General features: G+C 33.8%; 14 protein-coding genes. 1 reads left to right on the top strand and 13 read right to left on the bottom strand.

Annotation, left to right across the window (positions count from 1 at the left end):
* Positions 1–11: 11 nt before the first annotated feature.
* Positions 12–767, bottom strand: a complete 756-nt coding sequence (locus P0R33_RS09940) for an NUDIX hydrolase (protein ID WP_276175289.1) — start codon at positions 765–767, stop codon at positions 12–14.
* A 261-nt stretch (positions 768–1,028) separates the two neighbouring features.
* On the opposite strand from P0R33_RS09940, the gene P0R33_RS09945 reads away from it, so the two are divergent.
* A complete protein-coding gene (locus P0R33_RS09945) occupies positions 1,029–1,286 on the top strand; it encodes a hypothetical protein (RefSeq protein ID WP_276175290.1) in 258 nt (85 codons plus the stop codon).
* A 103-nt stretch (positions 1,287–1,389) separates the two neighbouring features.
* Here P0R33_RS09945 and P0R33_RS09950 read toward each other — a convergent pair whose 3' ends face one another.
* From P0R33_RS09950 to P0R33_RS10005, 12 genes are all read right to left on the bottom strand, one after another.
* A complete protein-coding gene (locus tag P0R33_RS09950) occupies positions 1,390–3,621 on the bottom strand; it encodes a glycoside hydrolase family 3 N-terminal domain-containing protein (protein ID WP_276175291.1) in 2,232 nt (743 codons plus the stop codon).
* Positions 3,622–3,633: 12 nt separating this feature from the next.
* Positions 3,634–5,058 (bottom strand): glycoside hydrolase family 30 beta sandwich domain-containing protein, encoded by a 1,425-nt coding sequence (locus P0R33_RS09955; RefSeq protein WP_276175292.1) that lies wholly within the window; start codon positions 5,056–5,058, stop codon positions 3,634–3,636.
* Entirely contained in the window at positions 5,059–5,898 is an 840-nt protein-coding gene (locus tag P0R33_RS09960; RefSeq protein WP_276175293.1) for an endonuclease/exonuclease/phosphatase family protein, read from the bottom strand. It lies immediately after the preceding gene.
* A 71-nt stretch (positions 5,899–5,969) separates the two neighbouring features.
* On the bottom strand, positions 5,970–7,046 hold the full coding sequence (locus P0R33_RS09965) for a glycoside hydrolase family 16 protein (RefSeq protein ID WP_276175294.1): 1,077 nt from the start codon (positions 7,044–7,046) through the stop codon (positions 5,970–5,972).
* A 159-nt stretch (positions 7,047–7,205) separates the two neighbouring features.
* Entirely contained in the window at positions 7,206–8,678 is a 1,473-nt protein-coding gene (locus tag P0R33_RS09970; RefSeq protein ID WP_276175295.1) for a glycoside hydrolase family 30 beta sandwich domain-containing protein, read from the bottom strand.
* Positions 8,679–8,707: 29 nt separating this feature from the next.
* Entirely contained in the window at positions 8,708–10,171 is a 1,464-nt protein-coding gene (locus P0R33_RS09975; protein ID WP_276175296.1) for a glycoside hydrolase family 30 protein, read from the bottom strand.
* 93 nt (positions 10,172–10,264) lie between these two features.
* The gene (locus P0R33_RS09980; protein WP_276175297.1) at positions 10,265–11,719 is read right to left on the bottom strand and encodes a glycoside hydrolase family 30 protein; all 1,455 of its coding nucleotides are present in this window, start codon (positions 11,717–11,719) and stop codon (positions 10,265–10,267) included.
* A gap of 148 nt (positions 11,720–11,867) precedes the next feature.
* Positions 11,868–12,752, bottom strand: a complete 885-nt coding sequence (locus P0R33_RS09985; protein ID WP_276175298.1) for a hypothetical protein — start codon at positions 12,750–12,752, stop codon at positions 11,868–11,870.
* Positions 12,753–12,771: 19 nt separating this feature from the next.
* The gene (locus tag P0R33_RS09990; protein ID WP_276175299.1) at positions 12,772–14,280 is read right to left on the bottom strand and encodes a RagB/SusD family nutrient uptake outer membrane protein; all 1,509 of its coding nucleotides are present in this window, start codon (positions 14,278–14,280) and stop codon (positions 12,772–12,774) included.
* An 11-nt stretch (positions 14,281–14,291) separates the two neighbouring features.
* A complete protein-coding gene (locus tag P0R33_RS09995) occupies positions 14,292–17,417 on the bottom strand; it encodes a TonB-dependent receptor (protein ID WP_276175300.1) in 3,126 nt (1,041 codons plus the stop codon).
* Between the two features lie 1,108 nt (positions 17,418–18,525).
* The gene (locus P0R33_RS10000) at positions 18,526–19,317 is read right to left on the bottom strand and encodes a hypothetical protein (protein ID WP_276175301.1); all 792 of its coding nucleotides are present in this window, start codon (positions 19,315–19,317) and stop codon (positions 18,526–18,528) included.
* Between the two features lie 26 nt (positions 19,318–19,343).
* Positions 19,344–21,050 carry a RagB/SusD family nutrient uptake outer membrane protein gene (locus P0R33_RS10005; protein WP_276175302.1) on the bottom strand — a complete coding sequence of 569 codons (1,707 nt, stop codon included), beginning with the start codon at positions 21,048–21,050 and terminating at the stop codon, positions 19,344–19,346.
* Between the last annotated feature and the right edge of the window lie 8 nt (positions 21,051–21,058).

Raw genomic sequence — 21,058 nt, forward strand, 5'->3', positions numbered from 1 at the left:
GTTAAACTTAATTACCAACCTTGATTTAATCCATTCTTCAGAACCTCGTCGTATTTTTCTTTATCAAAAGAATACAGATTTGGAGCTTTGTGTGCGACGTTGCTTTTCTTTTCGTCAAGTTTAGTAAGAATTCCAATATTTGTTATTTTTCTGAGAAAGTTTCTTCTGTCGAGTTTTTTGTCTAAAATGGTTTCATATAACTTTTGCAGTTCTGGAATTGTAAATTTCTCTGGAAGCAAATTAAAACCAATTGGCATTAAATTCAATTCTATTCTTAACGTATCTAGCGCTTTGTCTAAAATTTCGCGGTGATCTAAAATAAGTTCTGGAACTTCTTTATGATCAATCCATTCTACAATTTCCATTCTTCCTGTTGGATTTGGCAAAATTTTAGAAAAATCAACCAATGCATAATAGCCAATTGTAACAAAACGACGCATTAACCATTTTCCTTTTTCTTCTTCAATTTGAAGATATTCCAACGTTTTTTTATCAAAATGCTGATGATTTCGATTTACTTTCCCAAAGGTCGCAAATTGCCTTAAGAATATACCTTCAACTCCAGTTCTACTATTTAATACCGTAATGGCGGCAGTATCTATGTCTTGATCTACCGGAATAAATCCGCCGGGTAAAGACCATTTATTGGCTCTTTCTACTTTTATCAATAAAACTTTAAGCTGATTGTCATGAAAACCAAAAATCACACAATCTATTGAAAGTCCAGGCTGGTAATTTTCATTGTTATCTATAATGTCTTTTAACATTCAATTGAGTATAAATCCTTATTAATAACCTCGCAATTTACTCCATTTTTACAAATTCGTGCTATTTTTCAAAAAAATATAGAAGTGTGCAAATCACAATTTAACTAAAATTTAAAGTCAAATTTAAAAAAAATAATTACATTGCGTCATAATAACACATTAATGATTTTAATTGTTAGATTTTAATTAAAAATAAAGAAAAATAATACAAGCTGTCCCATTTTTCTTCAAAGTGAGTGTAGAAAGTAAAATGTAGTAGTTATGATTACCAATTCATTAAAAAACATCAACAAAAAAATTAGAACGAAAATCTGGACTTCTTTCGGATTTGTATCTAAAACGTATCTTTTGGAAGCTTCTTTAAAATATAGCGCCGAACAAGAGAGAATTTTCAACGAAATGTTTGTTGAAACTGACGCCAAAAATAAAAAGGCAAAACAAGAAGCTTTTGATAAAGCCCTGTATGCCTCTTATAAAGGAATTGGTGCTATGGATTTTGTAAATACTGTTTTAAAATAACCTGTTACCCTGTTAATAATTTATAATGCTGCCTCATTTTTAATGAGGCTTTTTTTGTCTAAATAACTGCATAAAAAAAAGGACTTTTAAAAGTCCCTTTTTTTTAATTTGCTACTAATTCAAAATCTGATCTTAGTTTAATATCTGCTGAAGAAGTTCCAATCATAACTTCAAAATCTCCTGGTTCGGTTCCCCATTCTAATTTATTATTATAGAAAGAAAGTTTTTCTTTGTCGATTGTAAATTCTATTGTTTTAGATTCTCCCGCATTTAATTTCACTTTCTGGAAATCTTTTAATTCTAAAACTGGTCTTACTACCGATCCAAATTTATCTTTTAAATATAACTGCACCACTTCTTCTCCAGCTACTTTTCCAGTATTTTTTAATTGGAAAGAAACCTTAGTAGTTTCGTTGTTTTTTATTTTTGTTGAAGATAATTTCAATCCAGAATAATCAAAAGTTGTGTAGCTTAAACCGTATCCAAAAGGATATTTCGGAGAGTTTTTTAAGTCAATATAAGCTGAAACATAGTTGGTTGAATTTTCATCTTTTGCTGGTCTTCCTGTGCTAAAATGATTGTAATAAATTGGCACCTGTCCTACTTCTCTTGGGAAAGTCATTGGCAGTTTTCCAGACGGATTATAATCTCCAAACAAAACATTAGCAATTGCATTTCCTGCTTCAGTTCCTAACCACCAAGTATAAAGAATTGCTGGAACATTATCTGCTGTCCAATTAAAAACAAGAGGCCTTCCTGCGTTAATTAAAACCACAACTGGTTTTCCTGTTGCTTGAATTGCTTTTACTAAATCTTCCTGAACACCTGGCAAATGAAGATCGCTACGGCTTTTTGCTTCACCGCTCATATCACGTCTTTCACCAATACTCAAAATAACAACATCTGCTTGTTTTGCTGTTGCAACTGCTTCTGCAAAACCATCTTTATTTGTGCCTTCTATTTCACATCCTTTTGCGTACAATAATTTAGTGTTTTTGCCGACTTTATTTTGCAAGCCGTCCCATTGCGAAACGATCCATTTATTGTAATCTACTTCTGGAAGTTCAACAGACCAGAATCCCATGTTTTCTTTGTATTCTTTTACCATTGGACCAATAAAAGCAATTGTTTTTACGCTTTTAGAAATCGGTAAAGTCTGGTTTTCATTCTTTAATAAAACGATACTTTTTTGCGCCACTTCAAGTGCAGCTTTTCTGTGTTCTGGATTATTTAATGCTTTTTCAGCACGTTTTTCATCCGAATATCTGTAAGGATCTTCAAATAAACCTAATTCGAATTTCTTGCGAAGAATACGTCTTACGGCATCATCAACCAAATCAATAGAAACTCTTCCTTCTTTTACTAGCTCTGCTAAATGTTTACGGTACGCATTACTTTCCATATCCATATCACTTCCTGCCGTAATAGCGGCATAAGCAGCTTCTTTAAGATCTTTAGAATAACCGTGAGCCACCATTTCTCCAATTGATCCCCAATCTGAAACTACGAAACCTTGAAAGTTCCATTTTCCTTTTAAGATATCTCTTTGTAAATGTGCATTTCCAGTTGCTGGAATTCCGTTAATATCATTAAAAGAATTCATGAAAGTCGCAGCTCCTGCATCTAAAGCTGCTTTAAATGGAGGCAAATAAGTTTCCAAAAGCATTCTTTCGCTCATATCTACAGAGTTGTAATCTCTTCCTCCAACTCCAGCTCCGTAAGCTGCAAAGTGTTTTACGCAAGCCATAACGGAGTTTAAATCGCCTAATTTATTTCCTTGAAATCCTTTTACTCTTGCATAAGCAATTTTAGAACCCAAGTAAGTATCTTCTCCTGCTCCTTCCATTACACGTCCCCAGCGTGGATCACGACCAATATCAACCATTGGTGCAAATGTCCAGTGAATACCGCTTGCCGAAGCTTCTGTAGCTGCAACTCTTGCAGCTAACTCGATTGCTTCCAAATCCCAACTTGCTGCTTCTGCTAACGGAAGCGGAAAAGTTGTTTTGTAACCATGAATAACATCTTGACCAAACAACAACGGAATTTTAAGTCTTGACTGCATGGCCAATTCCTGATATCCTCTGGTATATTTTGTTCCAATAACATTTAGCATCGAACCAATTAAACCTTGTTTAATCTCGTTTTGTTTGTTCGGATTAATTGTAATTGGCCCCGTTGCCTGATTGTCGCCAGTATATTGATTTAACTGGCCAATTTTTTCTTCAATTGTCATTTTCTTCAATAGATCATTGACTTTTTGATCTATTGATTGCTGTTGTGCCGACGCAAAGAGCGAAAGCATAAACAGCGTAATCGTGGTAACTTTCTTCATAAGTTTAAATTTTTACCAAACGTAAGTAGCAACTGCACCTGCGTTTAGTGAGGTTGTGGTTTGTTGTTGGTTGTATTTAATATTAAAAGTTTCTGTTGAAGCTCCGTCATTTTCTACAATCAGAACAGTTTGTCCTAACGGAGTTTTGAAAGAAACATTGTGTAAATTTCCTACTATATTACTTCCAATTCTTACTGAACCTTCTGGAACAAATTTAGAAGCATGTCCGATAATATAATATCCAACTTCTCTTTTAATGTTTTGATTTTGATCAATCATCAAAGCACCTTTACAAGTTGAACATCCACCTGGCGTGAAAGGTTTGTAATTTTCATCATTTGCTAATCCCCACGAAAGTGCATTTTTACTCCAGTTACGCATTGAACCAATTACTACATTTTTCACACTCCATTTTAAATCAGTTTCAAAATTAGTTCCTGTTCCTGTATATTGCTCGGTAAAATACAAATCTTTATTCGGAAAAGCATTATGAACTGTAGTTAAAGCACTAATATCTCCTTCGTACAAGTGAAAAGCCGAGCCCGCAACATAAGGATTTGCTATTGGATCTTTTAAAATTGTCAAAGGATATTCTGGCTTATTACAGTTATGATCGTAAACAATGATTTTGGTTTTGATTTTTGCTTTCGCGAAAGCGGGACCTAAATGATTTCCGATAAAATCTGCCTGCTGTTCTGCCAACATTAATAAACTTGGGTTGTTTCCTGGATGTAAAGGTTCGTTTTGAGGCGTAATAGCATCAATAACAATTCCGTGAGATTTCATTTCTTGAATGTACTTTACAAAATATTGCGCATACACTTCATAATATTTTGGCTGTAAACTTCCACCTTTTGAACTTCCGTTGTCTTTCATCCAAACTGGTGGCGACCACGGAGAACCCATTATTTTTATTTTTGGATTTATGGCTAAAATTTCTTTTAAAACCGGAATCACATCATTTAAATCTGGACCAAGATTAAAGTGCTCCAAATTCATGTCTGTTTGTCCTTCTGGCATATCATCATACGAAAAAACTTTTTCATTCAAATCAGATGCTCCAATACTTATTCTTATATAACTTAATCCAATGGCATCATTTTTTCTAGAAAACAATTCCTGAAGCAATGCTTCTCTTTTGGGTTTGTCTAGTTTTATAATTGCCTGAGCGCTTCCTCCTGTTAAAGAAAATCCGAAACCTTCTATGGTTTGAAATTTCTCTGACGGATTTACCTCAATGGTCTGATTTGAATTTGTTTCTGAATTAAAAATCAAATCAGGTTGTTTTTTAAGTTTTGAAGTTTCGTCTGTTGTAGTAATCCAAGATTCAACTTTGCCTGAATTAGCAACTGCATTTTTTGAAGATCCACAATTTAACTGCATTGCAATAAGAGGCAGTAAAACTAGGATTTGAAGTTTTTTGTTGATGTTTTTCATTTAATCTATTTCTATTAAAACAGGCAAATGATCCGAAGGATATTTTAAATCTTTAGAATCACTTAGCACTGCGTGTTTCTGAATTGTGAGTCCGCTATTTTTTGATACAAAAATGTAATCTAATAATAATGTTACGGGCTCATTATGTTTGAAATCATTAAACGTTCCTGATGGTCCAAAAGGTTTTTCTTTAGAAACCTCTTTAGTATCATCCATCACTTTTTTGATTTCGGCAATCTGTTTTGTGTCTGGTTCTGAATTAAAATCTCCCATTAAAAAAACAGGATATTTTTTTGTGTTTAATGCTTCGATTTTAGATAAAACAAGCTGTACGCCTTTTACTCTGGCTACTTCTCCCATATGATCCAAATGAAGATTAAAAACCCAAAACGTTTTTTTAGTTTTTAAATCTTTAAAAAGTCCGTAAGTACAAACTCTGTTACAAGCCGCATCCCAACCTCTTGAAACTACATTTGGCGTTTCAGACAACCAAAAAGTATTGGATTGTTCTACTTTAAAACGATCTTTTTTGTAATAAATACAACTTGCTTCTCCCAATCCGCCCTCTTCTCTTCCGATTCCGAATCTGTTATAACTTGGCAAAGCCGATGCAATATCTGTTACTTGATTTGGTGTTGCTTCTTGAACTCCAAAAATATCTGGACTGTAAAATTGAATTTGAGAATTAAAATAATCCTTTCGTTTTGGCCATGCATTTTCTCCATCAGATGCTACATCTAGACGAATATTATAGGTCATAATTTTTAGGTTTTGACCATAAAATAAATTTCCTACTAAAAGAAATAGGAATGCAAAAACAAGTTTGTTTATCTTTTTCATGTTAAAAAATTTTAATCTGTAAAGCTAGTTTTTCCTAGACTTTACAGAAAAATTTTAACTTAAAACTTATGTTAATTATATACTCTTACATAATCAACTTCGTAAGTTGCACTTTTAAAATTCGGATCTACTGCGCCTCCAAAGTTTCCTCCCATTGCAAAATTTATGATAACAAAGAAATTAGCATTAAAAGGAGTTGTGCTTGAATTTTTATAAGTGTAAAATAAATTGTCGTCTACAAAAAATTTGATGCTTTCTGCACTCCATTCAGCTGCATAAATATGAAATTCTGTAGTCGAATTTGGAGCTGTCGTCGTTTTTGTATCAGGCGTATTTCCAGAACGTCCAGGTGAATGCAATGAAGAATGAATTACATTTGGATTATTTCCAACTGATTCTAAAATGTCAATTTCTCCACAACCTGGCCATGGAACGGTATCAATATTATCGCCTAAAAGCCAGAATGCAGGCCAAGTTCCGCCTCCAGCTGGTAGTTTTGCGCGAATCTCTGCTCTTCCATATTTGAATGAAAATTTGCCTTTTGTAAGCATTCTGGTTGAAGTAAATTTACTTCCCATATAATCTTCTCTGATGGCTGTAATTTTCAAAAGACCTCCTTCGACTTTTACATTTTCAGAACGGGTTGTATAATATTGTAATTCGTTGTTTCCCCAACCGTCTCCAGTTCCTGTGTTGTAGCCCCATTTTGTAGCATCCGGAGCTCCGTCAGTATTAAATTCATCTGCCCAGATAATTTTTCTTGCTACGTAAACATTTACAGTAGTTGAAGTATTTATAAATTTTGTTCCATTATATGCCGAAACAGAAATCGGATAATTATTAGTTCCAGAAGCTGTAAACTCATAAGTTAATTCTCCAGTTGTAATTTCTTTAAGTTCGTTATTAATTAGCACTTTATACGAAAGTGCATTTGTGGCATTTAGCGTAAGTTTTATTTTTCCGCTTCCATCTCCGTTTGGATTTTCTGCCGTTTTTCCAATAACATCAACTTGAACAGTAAGATTTGTTGGCGTAGGATTTACTGGAGTATCTTCACCTCCATCATTACTACTGCTGCAAGATTGAAAAACAAACAATAGGATAAGTGTAAAGACACTCGCCCTATTTACAAGATTAATCATTTTCATCGTTTATTAGTTTAAGTGGTTGAGTTAGTAAACTGATTATCAATATAGATAATTTTATTCTATTTTTTGTTTTTGTTGAGAACAAAATCAAAATACTTCAAATTAAAGCCACATTTTTTGAATACGGCTTTAATTTATATTTGGTTTTTAATTATAAAATTATTTCCAAGTATAAGTTCCAACTGAACCTGCTTCTAAAGATGTTGCAACCCATTTTCCATCATATTTAATGTTGAAACTTTGCGTTGAATTTCCATCATTCTCCACAATTAAAACTTTAGAACCTGAAGGTGTAATAAAAGCTACATTCTGCAGATCTCCGCCAGAATTACTTTGAATTCTTACCGATCCCATCGGAACAAATTTTGATGCATGAGCAATAATGTAATACGCTACATTACGCATATAACTATCTGTTGATGTTATTGTGATTGCGCCTTTGCACATTGTGCAGCCGCCATCTGTATGAGGTCCAAAATTAGCATTATTTGCTACGTTCCATTCTAAAGCATTTTTACTGTAATTTCTAGTTGAACCGATAATTACATTTCTAACATGCCATTTTAAATCACCAGCAAATTGACCTTCAGACGAAGTCCACTGTTCTGTAAAATATACATTTTTAGAAGGATACGCATTGTAAACATTTGTCAATGCGCTGATATCTCCAGCATATAAATGGAAAGCAGATCCGTCAACAAAAGGATATGCATCAACATCTGCCAAAACTGCTTTAGGATAATTTGGATTATCACAATTGTGATCGTAAGCAATGATTTTTACACTCAGATTTGCAGCTTTAAATGCGGGACCTAAACTGTTTTTAATGAAACTTGCCTGATCAACAGCAGACATATACATACTTGGATTATTTCCATCATGCAAAGGTTCGTTTTGAGGAGTCAAAGCATCAATTGTAATTCCGGCAGCTTTCATTTCTTGAATGTATTTTACAAGATATTTAGCGTACACATTATAATATTCCGCTTTCAATTTTCCTCCTTTAAAACTAGCTACATCTTTCATCCAAACTGGAGCCGTCCAAGGAGTTGCCAAGATTAAAATTTTAGGATTAATTGCTATGATTTCTTTTAACATCGCAATTAGATCTTTATTTTTTTCTAAACTAAATTTAGCTAAGTTCAAATCTGTTTCTCCCGTTGCAAGATCGTTATAAGTAAAAGGCGCCGCATCAAGATCTGAAGCTCCAACACTAATTCTGATGTAACTTACTCCGATTGAATTTTCTCCAGTTCCGAAAAGTTCTTGCAAAAGAGCCGTTCTTCTTGTAGCATTTAATTGATTGATTACTTCTACACTTCCGCCAGTTAAGGTATATCCAAAACCGTCAATCGTTTGGTATTTTTGAGAAGCATTCACTTCGATATTTGTATTCGAATTTACAGTTGTTCCAAATCCTAAAACTCCAGTTTGTTTGGTTAATAAAACGCTTTGATCGCCTTTTGTAAGCCAAAAATCAACATCATTGGTTGTTGCAGGCGGATTTACAACTGGCGGGTTTACAACTGGTGGATTTTCTACAGCATCATTAGATGAAGAACATTTAACTTGAGCCATTACGGCTGCCATAAAGAAAAATGCTTTTATGGTATTGTTTAAAGTCAATTTCATTTTTAGTGGTTTTTTAGTTAGTTGCACAATTAATACACAATAGTTTGTATGGCATGTGCCGGAATAGTGATTGTATTTTTTGAATTTTGATTTTCTAAAGTATAAACAATCTCTTTTTCAGATTTATTCATAACAACAGTAATCAATTGTCCGTCTGAGTTTTTAAAAGAAGTGCTTAATAGAGAAGTATCGCTTACTGTTTCGATAATTCTTTTGGCATTAGGTCTAATAAATTTTGAGAAATGTCCAATGTAATAATACATCGGTGTATAAATTAATTCGTCTTTTGTAGTGTCGGCGTGAATTGGTGCAAAACAGAAATTACCTACATGATTTGGACCTCCATTTTGATCTAAAAGAATATTCCAATCTGTCCAAGCTACAGTTCCGTTATTAAAATCGTTTATCATATTGATTCCGTAACGTTCTGCATTTCCCCAAAATTGATATTTTGAAGCATCGAATCTTTCGATACAGCCTTCTGTAAAAATTAAATTTTTGTTTGGAAATGCTTCATGAACTTTTCCAACAGATTCAAATTGTGGCGGACCGCCATTCCAAGTTTCGTACCAGTGAAAACCAATTCCCCAAGCATATTTTGAAACTTCAGGATCCGAAAAAACAAGATTAGCGCGTTTTTCTAACATATCGCCTCTATTATGATCCCAAATAATAACGTTTTTAGAAGCCAATCCTTCTTTTTCTAAAGTTGGTCCTAAATGATTTTTAAGAAAATCTCTTTCTGCTTCTGGAGTATAAATACAAGATTCCCAACTTTGTTTTGCCATTGGTTCATTTTGAACGGTCAATCCCCAAATCGGAATTCCTTCTTTTTCATATGCTTTAATAAATTTAGCGTAATACAATGCCCAAGCTGGAGCGAATTCTGGCAATAAAACGCCGCCGTGCAAAATATCATTATTGTCTTTCATGAAAGCTGGGGGACTCCATGGACTTGCAAATAATGTTAGTTTTCCGCCGGCAGTTTTGATTGCTTTTTTGATTAACGGAATTCTATATTTTCGATCGTGGTCTATATTAAAAGTCTTTAAATCTTTATCTCCTTCCTCTATATATGTGTAACTTCCACTGCTAAAATCGCAACTATGGATGTTTGTTCTAGCTAAAGAATAACCAATTCCTTTGTTTTTATCGTAATACGCATCTAGAAATTCTTGCTGTTTTTTTGGAGAAAGTTTAGCAAAAACCTCTGCGCTTGCGTCTGTGATTGCGCCTCCAATTCCGATAAATGTTTGGTCTGTTTTTTCAGTATTTATAATGGATACTGTAGATTTTTGTTGTGTGTTGTTGTTTGAAATAAAATCATTTGATAATGACAATTTCAAATTAGTATTTTCTGCGGTAGTAAAAACCTTTATTTTATTATTTTTTTGCGAAGAAGCATTAGTGTTTTGAGCTCTTAGTTTTGTCGAAAAACAGCTTAATTGCATTAAGATAAAGGCTGATAAAAATATTTGAGTTTTTATTTTCATATTGTTTAAGAAAACAGTTTTTTAATTTAAAAGTAAGAGAAGACTAAAATGGATGATTCAAATTAGTCCTCAACTTTACTTTACTACAAAATATTAATAAACAAGCGTTTGTATCGCGTGTGCTGGAATTTTAACTACCGATTTTTCGGCTCCAATAATCAAATTATAAGTAAGTTCGTTTGCAGATTGGTTCATAACGATTGTTGCCATAGTTCCATCAGCATTTAAGAAAGATGTACTTAATAAAGCGCTTCTGCTAACCGCCGTGCTTACTCTTATTGCATTAAGACGAATAAATTTTGAAAAATGTCCGATATAATAAAAAGATGGTGTATAAATTAATTCACCAGTTGTTGTATCGGCATGAATTGGTGCAAAACAGAAATTCCCAACGTGATTAGGGCCTCCGTTTTGATCCAAAAGAATGTTCCAATCTGTCCAAGCTACAGTTCCGTTGTTAAAATCATGAATCATATTAATTCCGTAACGTTCTGCATTACCCCAAAATTGATATTTTGCTGCATCAAATTTTTCGACACATCCCTCTGTAAACATTAGTTTTTTGTCTGGATAAGCTTCATTTACCTTCGCAACATTATCAAACATTGGTGCTCCGCCTGACCAGGTTTCGTACCAGTGAAATCCCATTCCCCAAACATATTTTGCTGCTTCTGGATCAGAATAAATTACGTTGGCGCGATAATTCATTAAATCACGGTTGTGATCCCAAACAATGATTTTTTTGTCGCCTAAGTTTTCTTTTTTCAAAGTTGGCCCAAGATAATTTTTGATAAAATCTCTTTCAGCTTCAGCTGTATAAATACAAGATTCCCATGTTTGAGTTGCCATTGGTTCGTTTTGTGTAGAAGTTCCCCAAATTGGAATTCCTTCTTTTTCATAAGCTTTGATAAACTTCGCATAGAAATTAGCCCAAGTCTGGTAGTATTCAGGAAGTAAAGTTCCTCCTTTTAATACATTTTTGTTGCTTTTCATAAAAGCATTTGGCGACCAAGGCGCAACGTAAGTTGTTAGTTTTCCTCCAGCTTTCTGAATAGCTTGTTTTATTAAAGGAATACGATATTGCCTGTCATGATCAATAGAAAAAGTTTTCAAATCTTTATCTCCTTCTTCGATATAAGAATAGCTTCCACTGCTAAAATCAGAACTCTGAATCGTTGTTCTTAGCAAAGAATAGCCAATTCCTTTTTGCTGATCGTAATAAGCATTTAAAAATTCTGCTTGTTTTTCTTTTGAAAGTTTAGCAAATATTTCGGCACTTGCATCTGTAATGGCGCCTCCAATTCCCATAAAAGTCTGAAACTTTTTTGCTGGTTCTACAAAAACTGAAAATTCAGTTTCTAGAGGTTGTTTTGCTGCAGAAAAAGTTAGATTATCTGTAGAAGTTAATCTCAGCTTTGAGTTTTCTGCTGTGGTATAAACAGTTATTTTTTTACCACTTGTTGTAAATTCTTTTTTTGCTTTTGGCTGTTGTGCAATCGCTGCAACGGAAAACAAAAGGCATAAAATCTTTAGACTATTTTTTTTCATTCGCTTCCAATTATTATTGTTTAATTGAAGTTTTGGAGAAATCTAAAAACCGGTTTTTCACCTTTTAAAGAATTTAAAAAATAGCCCATACTCATAATGATTATGGGCTATTTACAACCAAACTTAAACTTAAACTTAACTTAACTCTTTATTTTCCTCGGAACTCAATTTTTGAAACTGTAATTCCATCTTTTGTAAACTTATTACCACCGCAACGGATTAGCAAATAGATTTTTCCTGTTTCTGTGAATTTAACTGTGTTTGAAACCGTTCCAGTTTTGTCGTTTTTAACACATCCAACAACAGAAAGCATTCCAGAGAAACCTGCTTTTGCACAGCCATCCCAAGTACTTAATCCCATAACTTTGTTGTCTTTGTATTCAACACCTGAAGCAGGGAATGATTTTCCAGCATAAACTTCAAACCAAGTTTCATCAGAACCACTTGGAGAAGACACTTTCATATCTATTGTATACTCTTTATCTTTTACAACATCGATTGCTTGATAAATTCCTTCTTGAGCCCATCCTCCTGGAGAATGAAGTGTTGCGCTATTGTTTGCATAAGACCAAAAAGCTGCACCAGTTGGGCTAAGATTTAAAACTGTCCATTTTGCTTGATCTGCAGCAGTTGCAAAAGAACCACCTTGAACTAAATTTCCTTTTAACGGATCTGAAGTCGCAACCACAACATCTTTTGAAGCTGAAGCCGTAGCTCCTCCTGCTCCAATTGCAGTATGCACAATTGTATAAGTACCTGCATCTGGAAGAGAAATTTCTTCTTCCATTTTTCCTGCATACGCACCTGCTCCTTTATCCCAAATAGATTTCAAAACTCCTTTTGGCTGAGCCACTAACTTATATGTATTTACTTTTCCTTCAACTGGAGTAATTGTAAACGATGCGTCAACAGTTGCTGGGGTTAATCCATTATTGTCAATGGAATCGTCTGGCTGACAACTAGTAACACTTAATACTGCTGTCATAAAAAACAATGCTAAAAACCCTTGTTTTTTCATTAAATTTATTTTCATATGATATTGTATTAACTGATTAGTAATTAGGATTTTGAACTAGTTTAGTATTTTCTAAATCTTTTTGTGGAATTGGCCAAATTTCATTTTTACCAGCCACAAATCCGCTAGAAGCAAGTACAGAAGCCGCTTTTCCAGTTCTAACTAAATCGAACCAACGGTGTCCTTCTCCAGCTAATTCTAATCTTCTTTCGTTAGCAATAGCATCTAATGAAACTGGCACAGAAGCCAATCCAACTCTAGCTCTTACAGCATCTAATAAAGCTTGTGCTCTAGCTCCAGTTCCGCCTAAAGCTTCTGCTTCCATTAAGTAAGTATCTGCCAAACGAATAGCATAAGTATCTTGTTTGTAATTTAAAGCCGCTGCTCCACCTCCTTGAGAAGTATCACCGTTTAATGGCATAAATTTCTTCAAGAAATATCCTGTATCTTGATCTCCAGGCGCATAATCAGCAACACCTGCAGCTTTTAAAGCAAGTAAGTCTACAATTGTAGCATCAAAACGAGGATCACCTTTTAAGGCATTATATAAACTTGGCGTTACTGGATTAAAACTCCATCCAGAAACATAATCTACGGCTGCTCCCGTTTTTTTAGTATATCCTCTTGGACCAACCATGATGTTAACAGAGTTTCCTTCATCGTTTCCTCCACCCCAGAATCCCCAGTCTGCATTACTTTTATCAGTATGCATAATTTCGATAATTGCTTCTGAGTTGAATTTGTTACTGATAACCCATAAATCTGCAAAATTGCTAAGCAGTTTATATCCGTACATACTAGTTCCACCTGGAGTACCGTTTACGTCTGCAAATTCAGCAGCAGCTTGAGAATTTTTTCCTTCGTATAAATAAACTTTACCAAGTAATGCTTGTACAGCTCCTTTAGAAAAACGTCCTTCTTCTGTTGCAACATCAACAGTATTTGGCAAAACCGCTTTTGCTTCAATTAAATCTTTCTCAATTTGAGCATAAATTTCCTCTGGCTTAGATTGCGTAATTGTATAAGTCTCAGCTGGTGAAAGTGGCTCTGTAATTAAAGGCAAGTTTCTAAAAGTTCTTACTAATTCAAAATAATAGTATCCGCGCATTGCTTTAGCTTCTGCTGCAAAACGAACTTTTTTTGCTTCATCCATTTTTACGCCTGGCAGTTTCGACAATAAGATGTTTGCTCTTGCGATACCTTGAAAGAAATCTCCCCAGAAACTTCTAGGCATATTAATTTTATCAATAGTATAATTATCAAAAGCATGAATTCCTGCTCCATCTCCAGGTCCTCCACCTCCAGCATAGAAATCATCTGAACCTGCATTCATCATACAGATCATGTTTTCGAAACCTTTAGATTGTTTTCCCATGACATCATAAACAGCAACTAAACCAGAAAAAGCTTCTTTTTCATCTTTATAATAGTTGTCTACTAATGGAAGTCCTTTTGGATCTACTGTTAAAAAGTCCTCACCGCAAGAAGAGCCAAGAAGCAATAATCCTGCTGCGACGAATGAATATCTTATATTTTTAATTTTCATGATTCTTAATTTTAAAATTGTAAATTAACCCCTAACATTACTGTTCTAGCTTGTGGATAATATCCTTTATCAATACCAAAAACTCCTCCTCCAATCTCTGGATCATAACCAGAATATTTTGTAAATGTTAATAAATTTTCTCCTGTCATATAAAGTCTTACTTTAGAAAGACCTCCTTTTGAGATAACATCGCTTGGTAAGCTATATCCAATTTGAACAGTTTTGATTCTCCAGTAATCTCCATCTTCTAAATAAAAATCTGATGGATTAGAGAAGTTTTTGTTGTTATCTACAGAAGATAAAATTGGATAAGAATTAGTAGATCCTTCACCTGTCCAACGTCCTAATGCAGAAGTTTGATAGTTAGCATCTGTAATATCTAGACGACGTAATCCTTGGAAAATTTTATTTCCGATTGCACCTTGAGTAAAGATTAATAAATCAAAATTTTTGTAATCTAAATTAATCGTGAAACCATAAGTGTATTTAGGCAATGGACTTCCTTGGAAAGTTTTATCATCGTCATCAATTTTTCCATCGCCATTATTATCTTTCCATCTGAAATCTCCAGGTCTTGCGTTTGGCTGTATTAAACCTCCTGCAGCATTTGTGTAAGCATTAATTTCTGCTTGATTTTGAAAAATACCTTGTGTTGTATATCCGTAAAAAGAATTATAAGATTGCCCCACTTGTGTTCTAGTAACTGCACCCATATTTTGGAAAGAAGCATCTCCAGAAATAAACTGAATTCCTCTTCCTAAATTGGTAACCTCATTTTCTAAGTAAGAAATGTTTCCGCTTAAGTTTAAGTTTACTTGACCGATTTTTTTGCGGTAAGATAATTCCACATCAATACCTTTATTTTGCATATCTGCAATGTTTGCAGAAGGTCTTCCTGGGCTACCTACGTGACCAGGCAAATCGATATCTTGTAAGATACCTATAGATTTTTTAACATAAAAATCTGCTGTTAAAGACAAATCATTGAAGAATGTAACATCAAATGCAACGTTTGCTTGTCTAGTTTCTTCCCATTTCAAATCTGGGTTAGCAGGAGCATTCGGGCTATTTCCAATTACAACAGAACCTTGATTTCCGATTGTATAATTTCTACCTGATCCAATTGTAGGTAAGAATTTGAAATCTCCAATAGCATCACTACCTGTAACACCATAACCTCCTCTAAATTTCAATTGTGTTACTACTTTGTTCTCTGGCCAGAAATTTTCTTTAGTTGGTACCCAACCTAAAGAGAATGATGGGAAAACTCCATATTTGTTGTTTTGACCAAAACGAGAAGAACCATCACGACGTACAATACCTGTAAGTAAATATTTTTCTTTGTAATCATAGTTTAATCTAGAAAACAATGAAGTTACTTTATGCTCATATCCGTTGTATGCAGAAGCAGTGATATCGTCTGTTACAGCGCCTGAATTAAATGTCGCTTCGTCAAAAGTAGTTGCTGGAAGATTTTTGTAAGTTACAGTAGATCCAGAAGTAATATTGTCAACATAAGCACCTTGCCCAACTAAAATAGAAAAGTTATGATCGCCAAGTTGTTTTGTGTATGAAAGTGTGTTTTCAATATTCCATCCAAAACCTCTATTTGAATTTCTAGTTAAACTATTATTTGGATTAATAGTTGAAGAGTTGAAATAAAATACTGGAGTAAAACTTTCAGATCCCCAGTAAGCCAATTTACCACCTAAAGTAGTTCTAAATTTTAAGCCTTTAATAGCTTCTAATTCTAAATATGCATTTCCAACGAAATTATCAGACCAACCATAATTTCCTAATCTTGTCTGAATATAAGCTAATGGGTTGCTCATCTCTTGTGTTACTTTAGTAGAGATTCCGTAAGGATTTCCATTTGCATCTCTTACCACATAAGGAAGTGTATATGGTGATAGATTTGCAACAGTTGGATCAGTAACAATAGCCGGTGTAATTGGATCTAAGTTGATTGCAGAACTTAAAGGTCCTCCGTACTCATTGTTAGTATTTCCGATACCCACATTTTTCTCATGAGAATAACCTAAAGTCTGACCGAAAGTTAATCCTTTTACAATTTTATGAGTAGAGTTTAAACGAATGTTTTTTCTGTTATAGTTAGAAATTTGCGTAGCAACAATACCTTCTTGATCTAACAATCCTAAAGAAACGTAGAATGTAGAAACATCATTTCCTCCAGACAAACTTAACTCATGTCCAGTTCTTTGCGCGTGATTGTTAAAAATTTGATCTTGCCAATTAGTACCTACACCATAAGAAGATGGATTTTGGTAAGGAAGCGTATACGGTTTGCTTGGATCTGGAGTGTAACCGTTTGCATATCTTTCATTCATTAAAGTCGCATATTCTGTAGCGTTTAATAAATCAAGTTTTCTCGCTGCTTCAGAAAAACCAGTGTATCCGTTGTAGTTTACACTCATTTTACCAGCTCTACCTTTTTTAGTAGTGATAAGAATAACCCCCGCTGCTGCTCTAGCTCCATAAATCGCTTGAGACGCAGCATCTTTTAAAACCTCCATAGAGGCAATATCTGATTGATTTAAAAAACCAATTCCTCCTGAATCAACAATTACACCGTCAACAACCCATAAAGGTTCGTTGTTTCCGAAAGATGTAATACCCCTAACTCTAATAGTAGAAGAAGATCCTGGCTGTCCTGCATTAGCAGCGATAGTAACCCCAGAAACTCTACCTTGAAGAGATTGTTCTACTCTTGTTATCGGTAAATCTTCTAAATCTGATGCTTTTACACTAGAAATTGCTCCAGTAACAACAGATTTCTTTTGAGTACCATATCCAACAACGACAACCTCATTTAAGGATTGTGATTCTGGTTTTAATTGAATTGCAATTTTAGTTCTTCCGTTTACAGCTTCAGTTACTGTGGTATAACCGATAAATGTAACTGTTAAAGTTCCGTTTGAAGGTACTTGAATCTGAAATTTTCCATCGAAATCAGAAGCCGTTGATTTAGTAGTACCTTTTAATAAAACTGTTGCACCTGGAACAGGCATTCCACTTTCATCATTGATTATTCCATTTACTGTGACATCTTGGGCCACAGCTATAACCGAGAATAATAAAGATGAAATACAAAAAACAAGTAATTTTGTTAATTTCATTTTTCTAAAAATTTTGGTTAATTAATTAGTAATTTGATGCAATACTAAAACTAAATTTTTACTTTTCGCATTTAAAAATCCATACAAAAACACATCAAAATTAAAATTTTAATATTATAAAAACACATCAAAAAAAACATAAATAATTGATTTTAAAAGTTTTAAAAAAATTAATAGTAGTACTAAATAAAAGTTAATTATAAAAATAAACACTACATGTTAAAATTACGTATGTAAATTATTAAAAAACAAAGCCACTACAACGTGATAGTAGCGGTAAACATATCGTAAATAGTTATTTTATAAACACTTACAACTATTTTAGCTAAAAAATAGTCATAATGACCAAAACCAAGAATATTGTATTTTTATACATTTTTTTTTACATAATTATCAATAAAATATCAAGAAAGAAAATACTTACTTTGTTGTATTTAAAAAGAATTAACTTACTTTTCAATTTTGAAATTGCTTAAAAATGCTAGGAATTATGATTGCTAATAAGGCAAAAACTGTCTTTTTACTTGTTTTTCTGAATATCGTGTATTTCAAAACCAATCAAATATTTCATTTGACCTTCGTAAAATTGATTTTTAAGATAATTAGAAAGTTAACTGAGTGAATTTCAAATAAAGAAATACAATGCTTTAAAAATGCTTATAAACACCCCATAAAACGAATAACAAGCTCTGAGAATACTGATAATAGATAGGCATGAGATATAAACTCAAAATATCGGCTAAAATGGCATTTTAGAATGCTTTATAAGCTCTTATGAAGAAGAATTAGACAAGTTATTTCGCGCAACTTTTAACTAAATAAGAGACAAATCATCCACACATAAAATCAGTAAAAAAAAACAGCCTATTAATAGCTTAATAGGCTGTTTTCAAATTCAGAATTGAGGGGTAGAATAAAAATTTCTAATTCACATAAAAAACAATAGCCCATAATCGAAATTATGGGCTATCCAGGCAATAAACTTAACTTAAACTAACCATAGTTTAAATCTTCTTGATATTTCATTATATGAATGAAATAAAAAATGCTTGAAAAATCGAAAAAGGAATTTTTTAATGTTCCTTTTTCGAAAATAACTAACATGAAATTATGGCTGAGGAACGAAAACAAATGTCCAACCTGTTCCGTACGTCTCACTATTATTTAAATACAATACCATTTTATTAGGCTCTAAACTAACAATAGTATAAACACCGTCTTTGTTACCTGCCGCGGATCCTAACATTGTTGAATTGAAAATTGTTAACTGTTTGTTTTTAATATCCAATTTAAATGTTCCTTTTTTAGGCGTTGCAGTTGCAGTTTCATAATGGTTGTAATTTGCAGCTCCATTTAGATCAAAATGCATTTTACCTTTTGCATCACTTGGCGCACAGCAATCACCAGCATTCCACCAAGCAGTCATAGCACTTTCAGCACTTCCATTTGGAGACATAAACCACCAGAATCTTCCAGAGCCCTGTTCACCATCAAACACCCAAGTTTTACCAGCAACAGTATTTGTTCCTACCAAATCGTACCAATCTTGATCTAATGGCGTATCTAATTGATTGATTTGAACGTCTATAGTTTTGGTAAAAAACTCAGCGCCTAAAGTTCCAACAAAAGTAAATGTGGCTTTCCCTGGAATTGGGTAAACAAAAGTTACTTCATTTGTCAGAGCTTTATCCAATCCATAGTCCCAATACCCAGTAACTCCTGGAGTGTCCATACTAAGAGTAATTTTATTTCCTCCTGGCGTGCTTTGAGTCGCAACTAATTCAACTCCAGCAACATCAGTAGAATTCTCTAAATGCTTTTCATCAACTATTGGATCACATGCTGAAAAAGTCAACATAAAAAGAGCCAATAGAAGATATATTATTTTATTGATTTTCATATTTATCTATTTAATATTGTTAAATTTTACCAACCTGGATTTTGTGTATAAACTCCATTAGATAATCTAAGTTCCGTTTCTGGAAGCGAAACCAAACCTTTAGTTTCTGGTCTGTATTTTACACTGTAATTTGCAGCTGTACCAGAATTTCTAACTGGAATCGTGCTATTAAATGCATTATCAACATCTCCCCAACGAATTAAATCAAACCAATGAAGACCTTCAAAAGCAAATTCGTGCAAACGCTCATCTTTAATTGCTTCTAATGAATATCCAACAGGTCCTAATTTAGCTCTAGCTCTAACCGCATTTAAACCTCCTGCTGTTTTAGTAATTTCAGAATGCATCAATAAAACATCAGCATAACGCATATAGATAAAATCTTGTGCATGCATTAATTGCATATCTCCATTTGACCAATTATACAATTGAATAAACATACCTTGAGTTGCTCCACCAGCGTTAGGATATTGCAATGAAATATATTTTTTATTAAAATATCCAGTCTCATGGTCTCCTTTATCACCTGCATAACTAGCTGTTCCAACGTCTGCTTTTCCAACTTCAAGAATTGAACCTCTCTTTCTTGGATCAAGTTCTGACCAGTTGCTATACAAAGCTGGATTCACAGTACACCATCCCCATCCTTCTCCAAATGGCACTAATGAATTACCACGCAAAGCAGAAAACAGACATAACCTGTTAGTATAGATGTTACCGTTTGACCAGTTCCAATCTCCAAAAGAGAAACGCTGTACAAACATAGTTTCGTAATTACCTGTACCAAAAGTGGGAGCTGCTCCGTCTTGGCCAACCCAAGATAAACCTTCAGTAGCTGCCCATGGCAATACATTATTTCCTGAAGCTTTGTTAACATAAGAATATGGCCAAAGATTTCTAAAATCTGAAGCTAAAGCATGACCACTGTTAGTCATACAATCAGTTAAATAACTTGCTATTTGAGTTGCATTTAAAGTTCCTCCTTCTGCTAATGGCAATTCTTCCGTAGCTTGTTTCTCAATATTTGTCATGTATCCTGTGTAGAATAAAAACACACGCCCAATGTAAGCTTCTGCAACCCACTTGTTTGCATGTCCGTATCTTGATGTTGGAATACTAGGAAACGGAGTTGCTGGCATTGTTTCAATTGCCTTTTTTAAATCTGATGCAATCTGAGCAAATGTTTCGCTATAAGTATTTCTAGGTCCATCTTTTTTACCATCAATACTTGTAATCAATGGAACTCCTCCGAAAAATTTAGCTAATCTGAAGTAGAAAAAAGCTCTCATGAAATAAGCCTCACCAATTGCTTGCTGCTTAAATTGATCTGCTTGAGCTGGAGTGGTAAAATAAGTCGTAAAATCTGCTAAAGGTGTTTTTTCGATAATCGCATTTGTTCTCGCAATACCTCTGTAAGATTGAACCCATAAATCTAAATATGTATCATCTACAGGATCTTCAAAATTATCAACCCATTTAGCAGTTTTATCATCAGGACCACCACCGCCTAGCATCATATTATCCATCAAGTTGGCCGCAATCTGCTCTTCACTATGCACATTATTCGTATAAATAGCGTTGTAAACTCCGGCAGTTGCTTCTTCAATGTCTTGAGGTGTCTTATAAAAAGTCACCAAACTCTTTTCTGTCAAGTTATCGGTATCAAGATAGTCATTACAGCTTGATGCGATAAGTACAGACGAAATTGCTAATAAATATTTTATTTTTTTCATTGTAAATT

The sequence above is a fragment of the Flavobacterium sp. YJ01 genome, assembly GCF_029320955.1.
Classification (GTDB): Bacteria; Bacteroidota; Bacteroidia; order Flavobacteriales; family Flavobacteriaceae; genus Flavobacterium.

Coding starts and splice junctions, on each gene's coding strand:
- P0R33_RS09970 (WP_276175295.1), bottom strand. CDS start 8,678: ATGAAATTGACTTTAAACAATACCATAAAAGCATTTTTCTTTATGGCA.
- P0R33_RS09985 (WP_276175298.1), bottom strand. CDS start 12,752: ATGAAAATAAATTTAATGAAAAAACAAGGGTTTTTAGCATTGTTTTTT.
- P0R33_RS09995 (WP_276175300.1), bottom strand. CDS start 17,417: ATGAAATTAACAAAATTACTTGTTTTTTGTATTTCATCTTTATTATTC.
- P0R33_RS09960 (WP_276175293.1), bottom strand. CDS start 5,898: ATGAAAAAGATAAACAAACTTGTTTTTGCATTCCTATTTCTTTTAGTA.
- P0R33_RS09955 (WP_276175292.1), bottom strand. CDS start 5,058: ATGAAAAACATCAACAAAAAACTTCAAATCCTAGTTTTACTGCCTCTT.
- P0R33_RS09965 (WP_276175294.1), bottom strand. CDS start 7,046: ATGAAAATGATTAATCTTGTAAATAGGGCGAGTGTCTTTACACTTATC.
- P0R33_RS09990 (WP_276175299.1), bottom strand. CDS start 14,280: ATGAAAATTAAAAATATAAGATATTCATTCGTCGCAGCAGGATTATTG.
- P0R33_RS10000 (WP_276175301.1), bottom strand. CDS start 19,317: ATGAAAATCAATAAAATAATATATCTTCTATTGGCTCTTTTTATGTTG.
- P0R33_RS09980 (WP_276175297.1), bottom strand. CDS start 11,719: ATGAAAAAAAATAGTCTAAAGATTTTATGCCTTTTGTTTTCCGTTGCA.
- P0R33_RS09945 (WP_276175290.1), top strand. CDS start 1,029: ATGATTACCAATTCATTAAAAAACATCAACAAAAAAATTAGAACGAAA.
- P0R33_RS09950 (WP_276175291.1), bottom strand. CDS start 3,621: ATGAAGAAAGTTACCACGATTACGCTGTTTATGCTTTCGCTCTTTGCG.
- P0R33_RS10005 (WP_276175302.1), bottom strand. CDS start 21,050: ATGAAAAAAATAAAATATTTATTAGCAATTTCGTCTGTACTTATCGCA.
- P0R33_RS09975 (WP_276175296.1), bottom strand. CDS start 10,171: ATGAAAATAAAAACTCAAATATTTTTATCAGCCTTTATCTTAATGCAA.
- P0R33_RS09940 (WP_276175289.1), bottom strand. CDS start 767: ATGTTAAAAGACATTATAGATAACAATGAAAATTACCAGCCTGGACTT.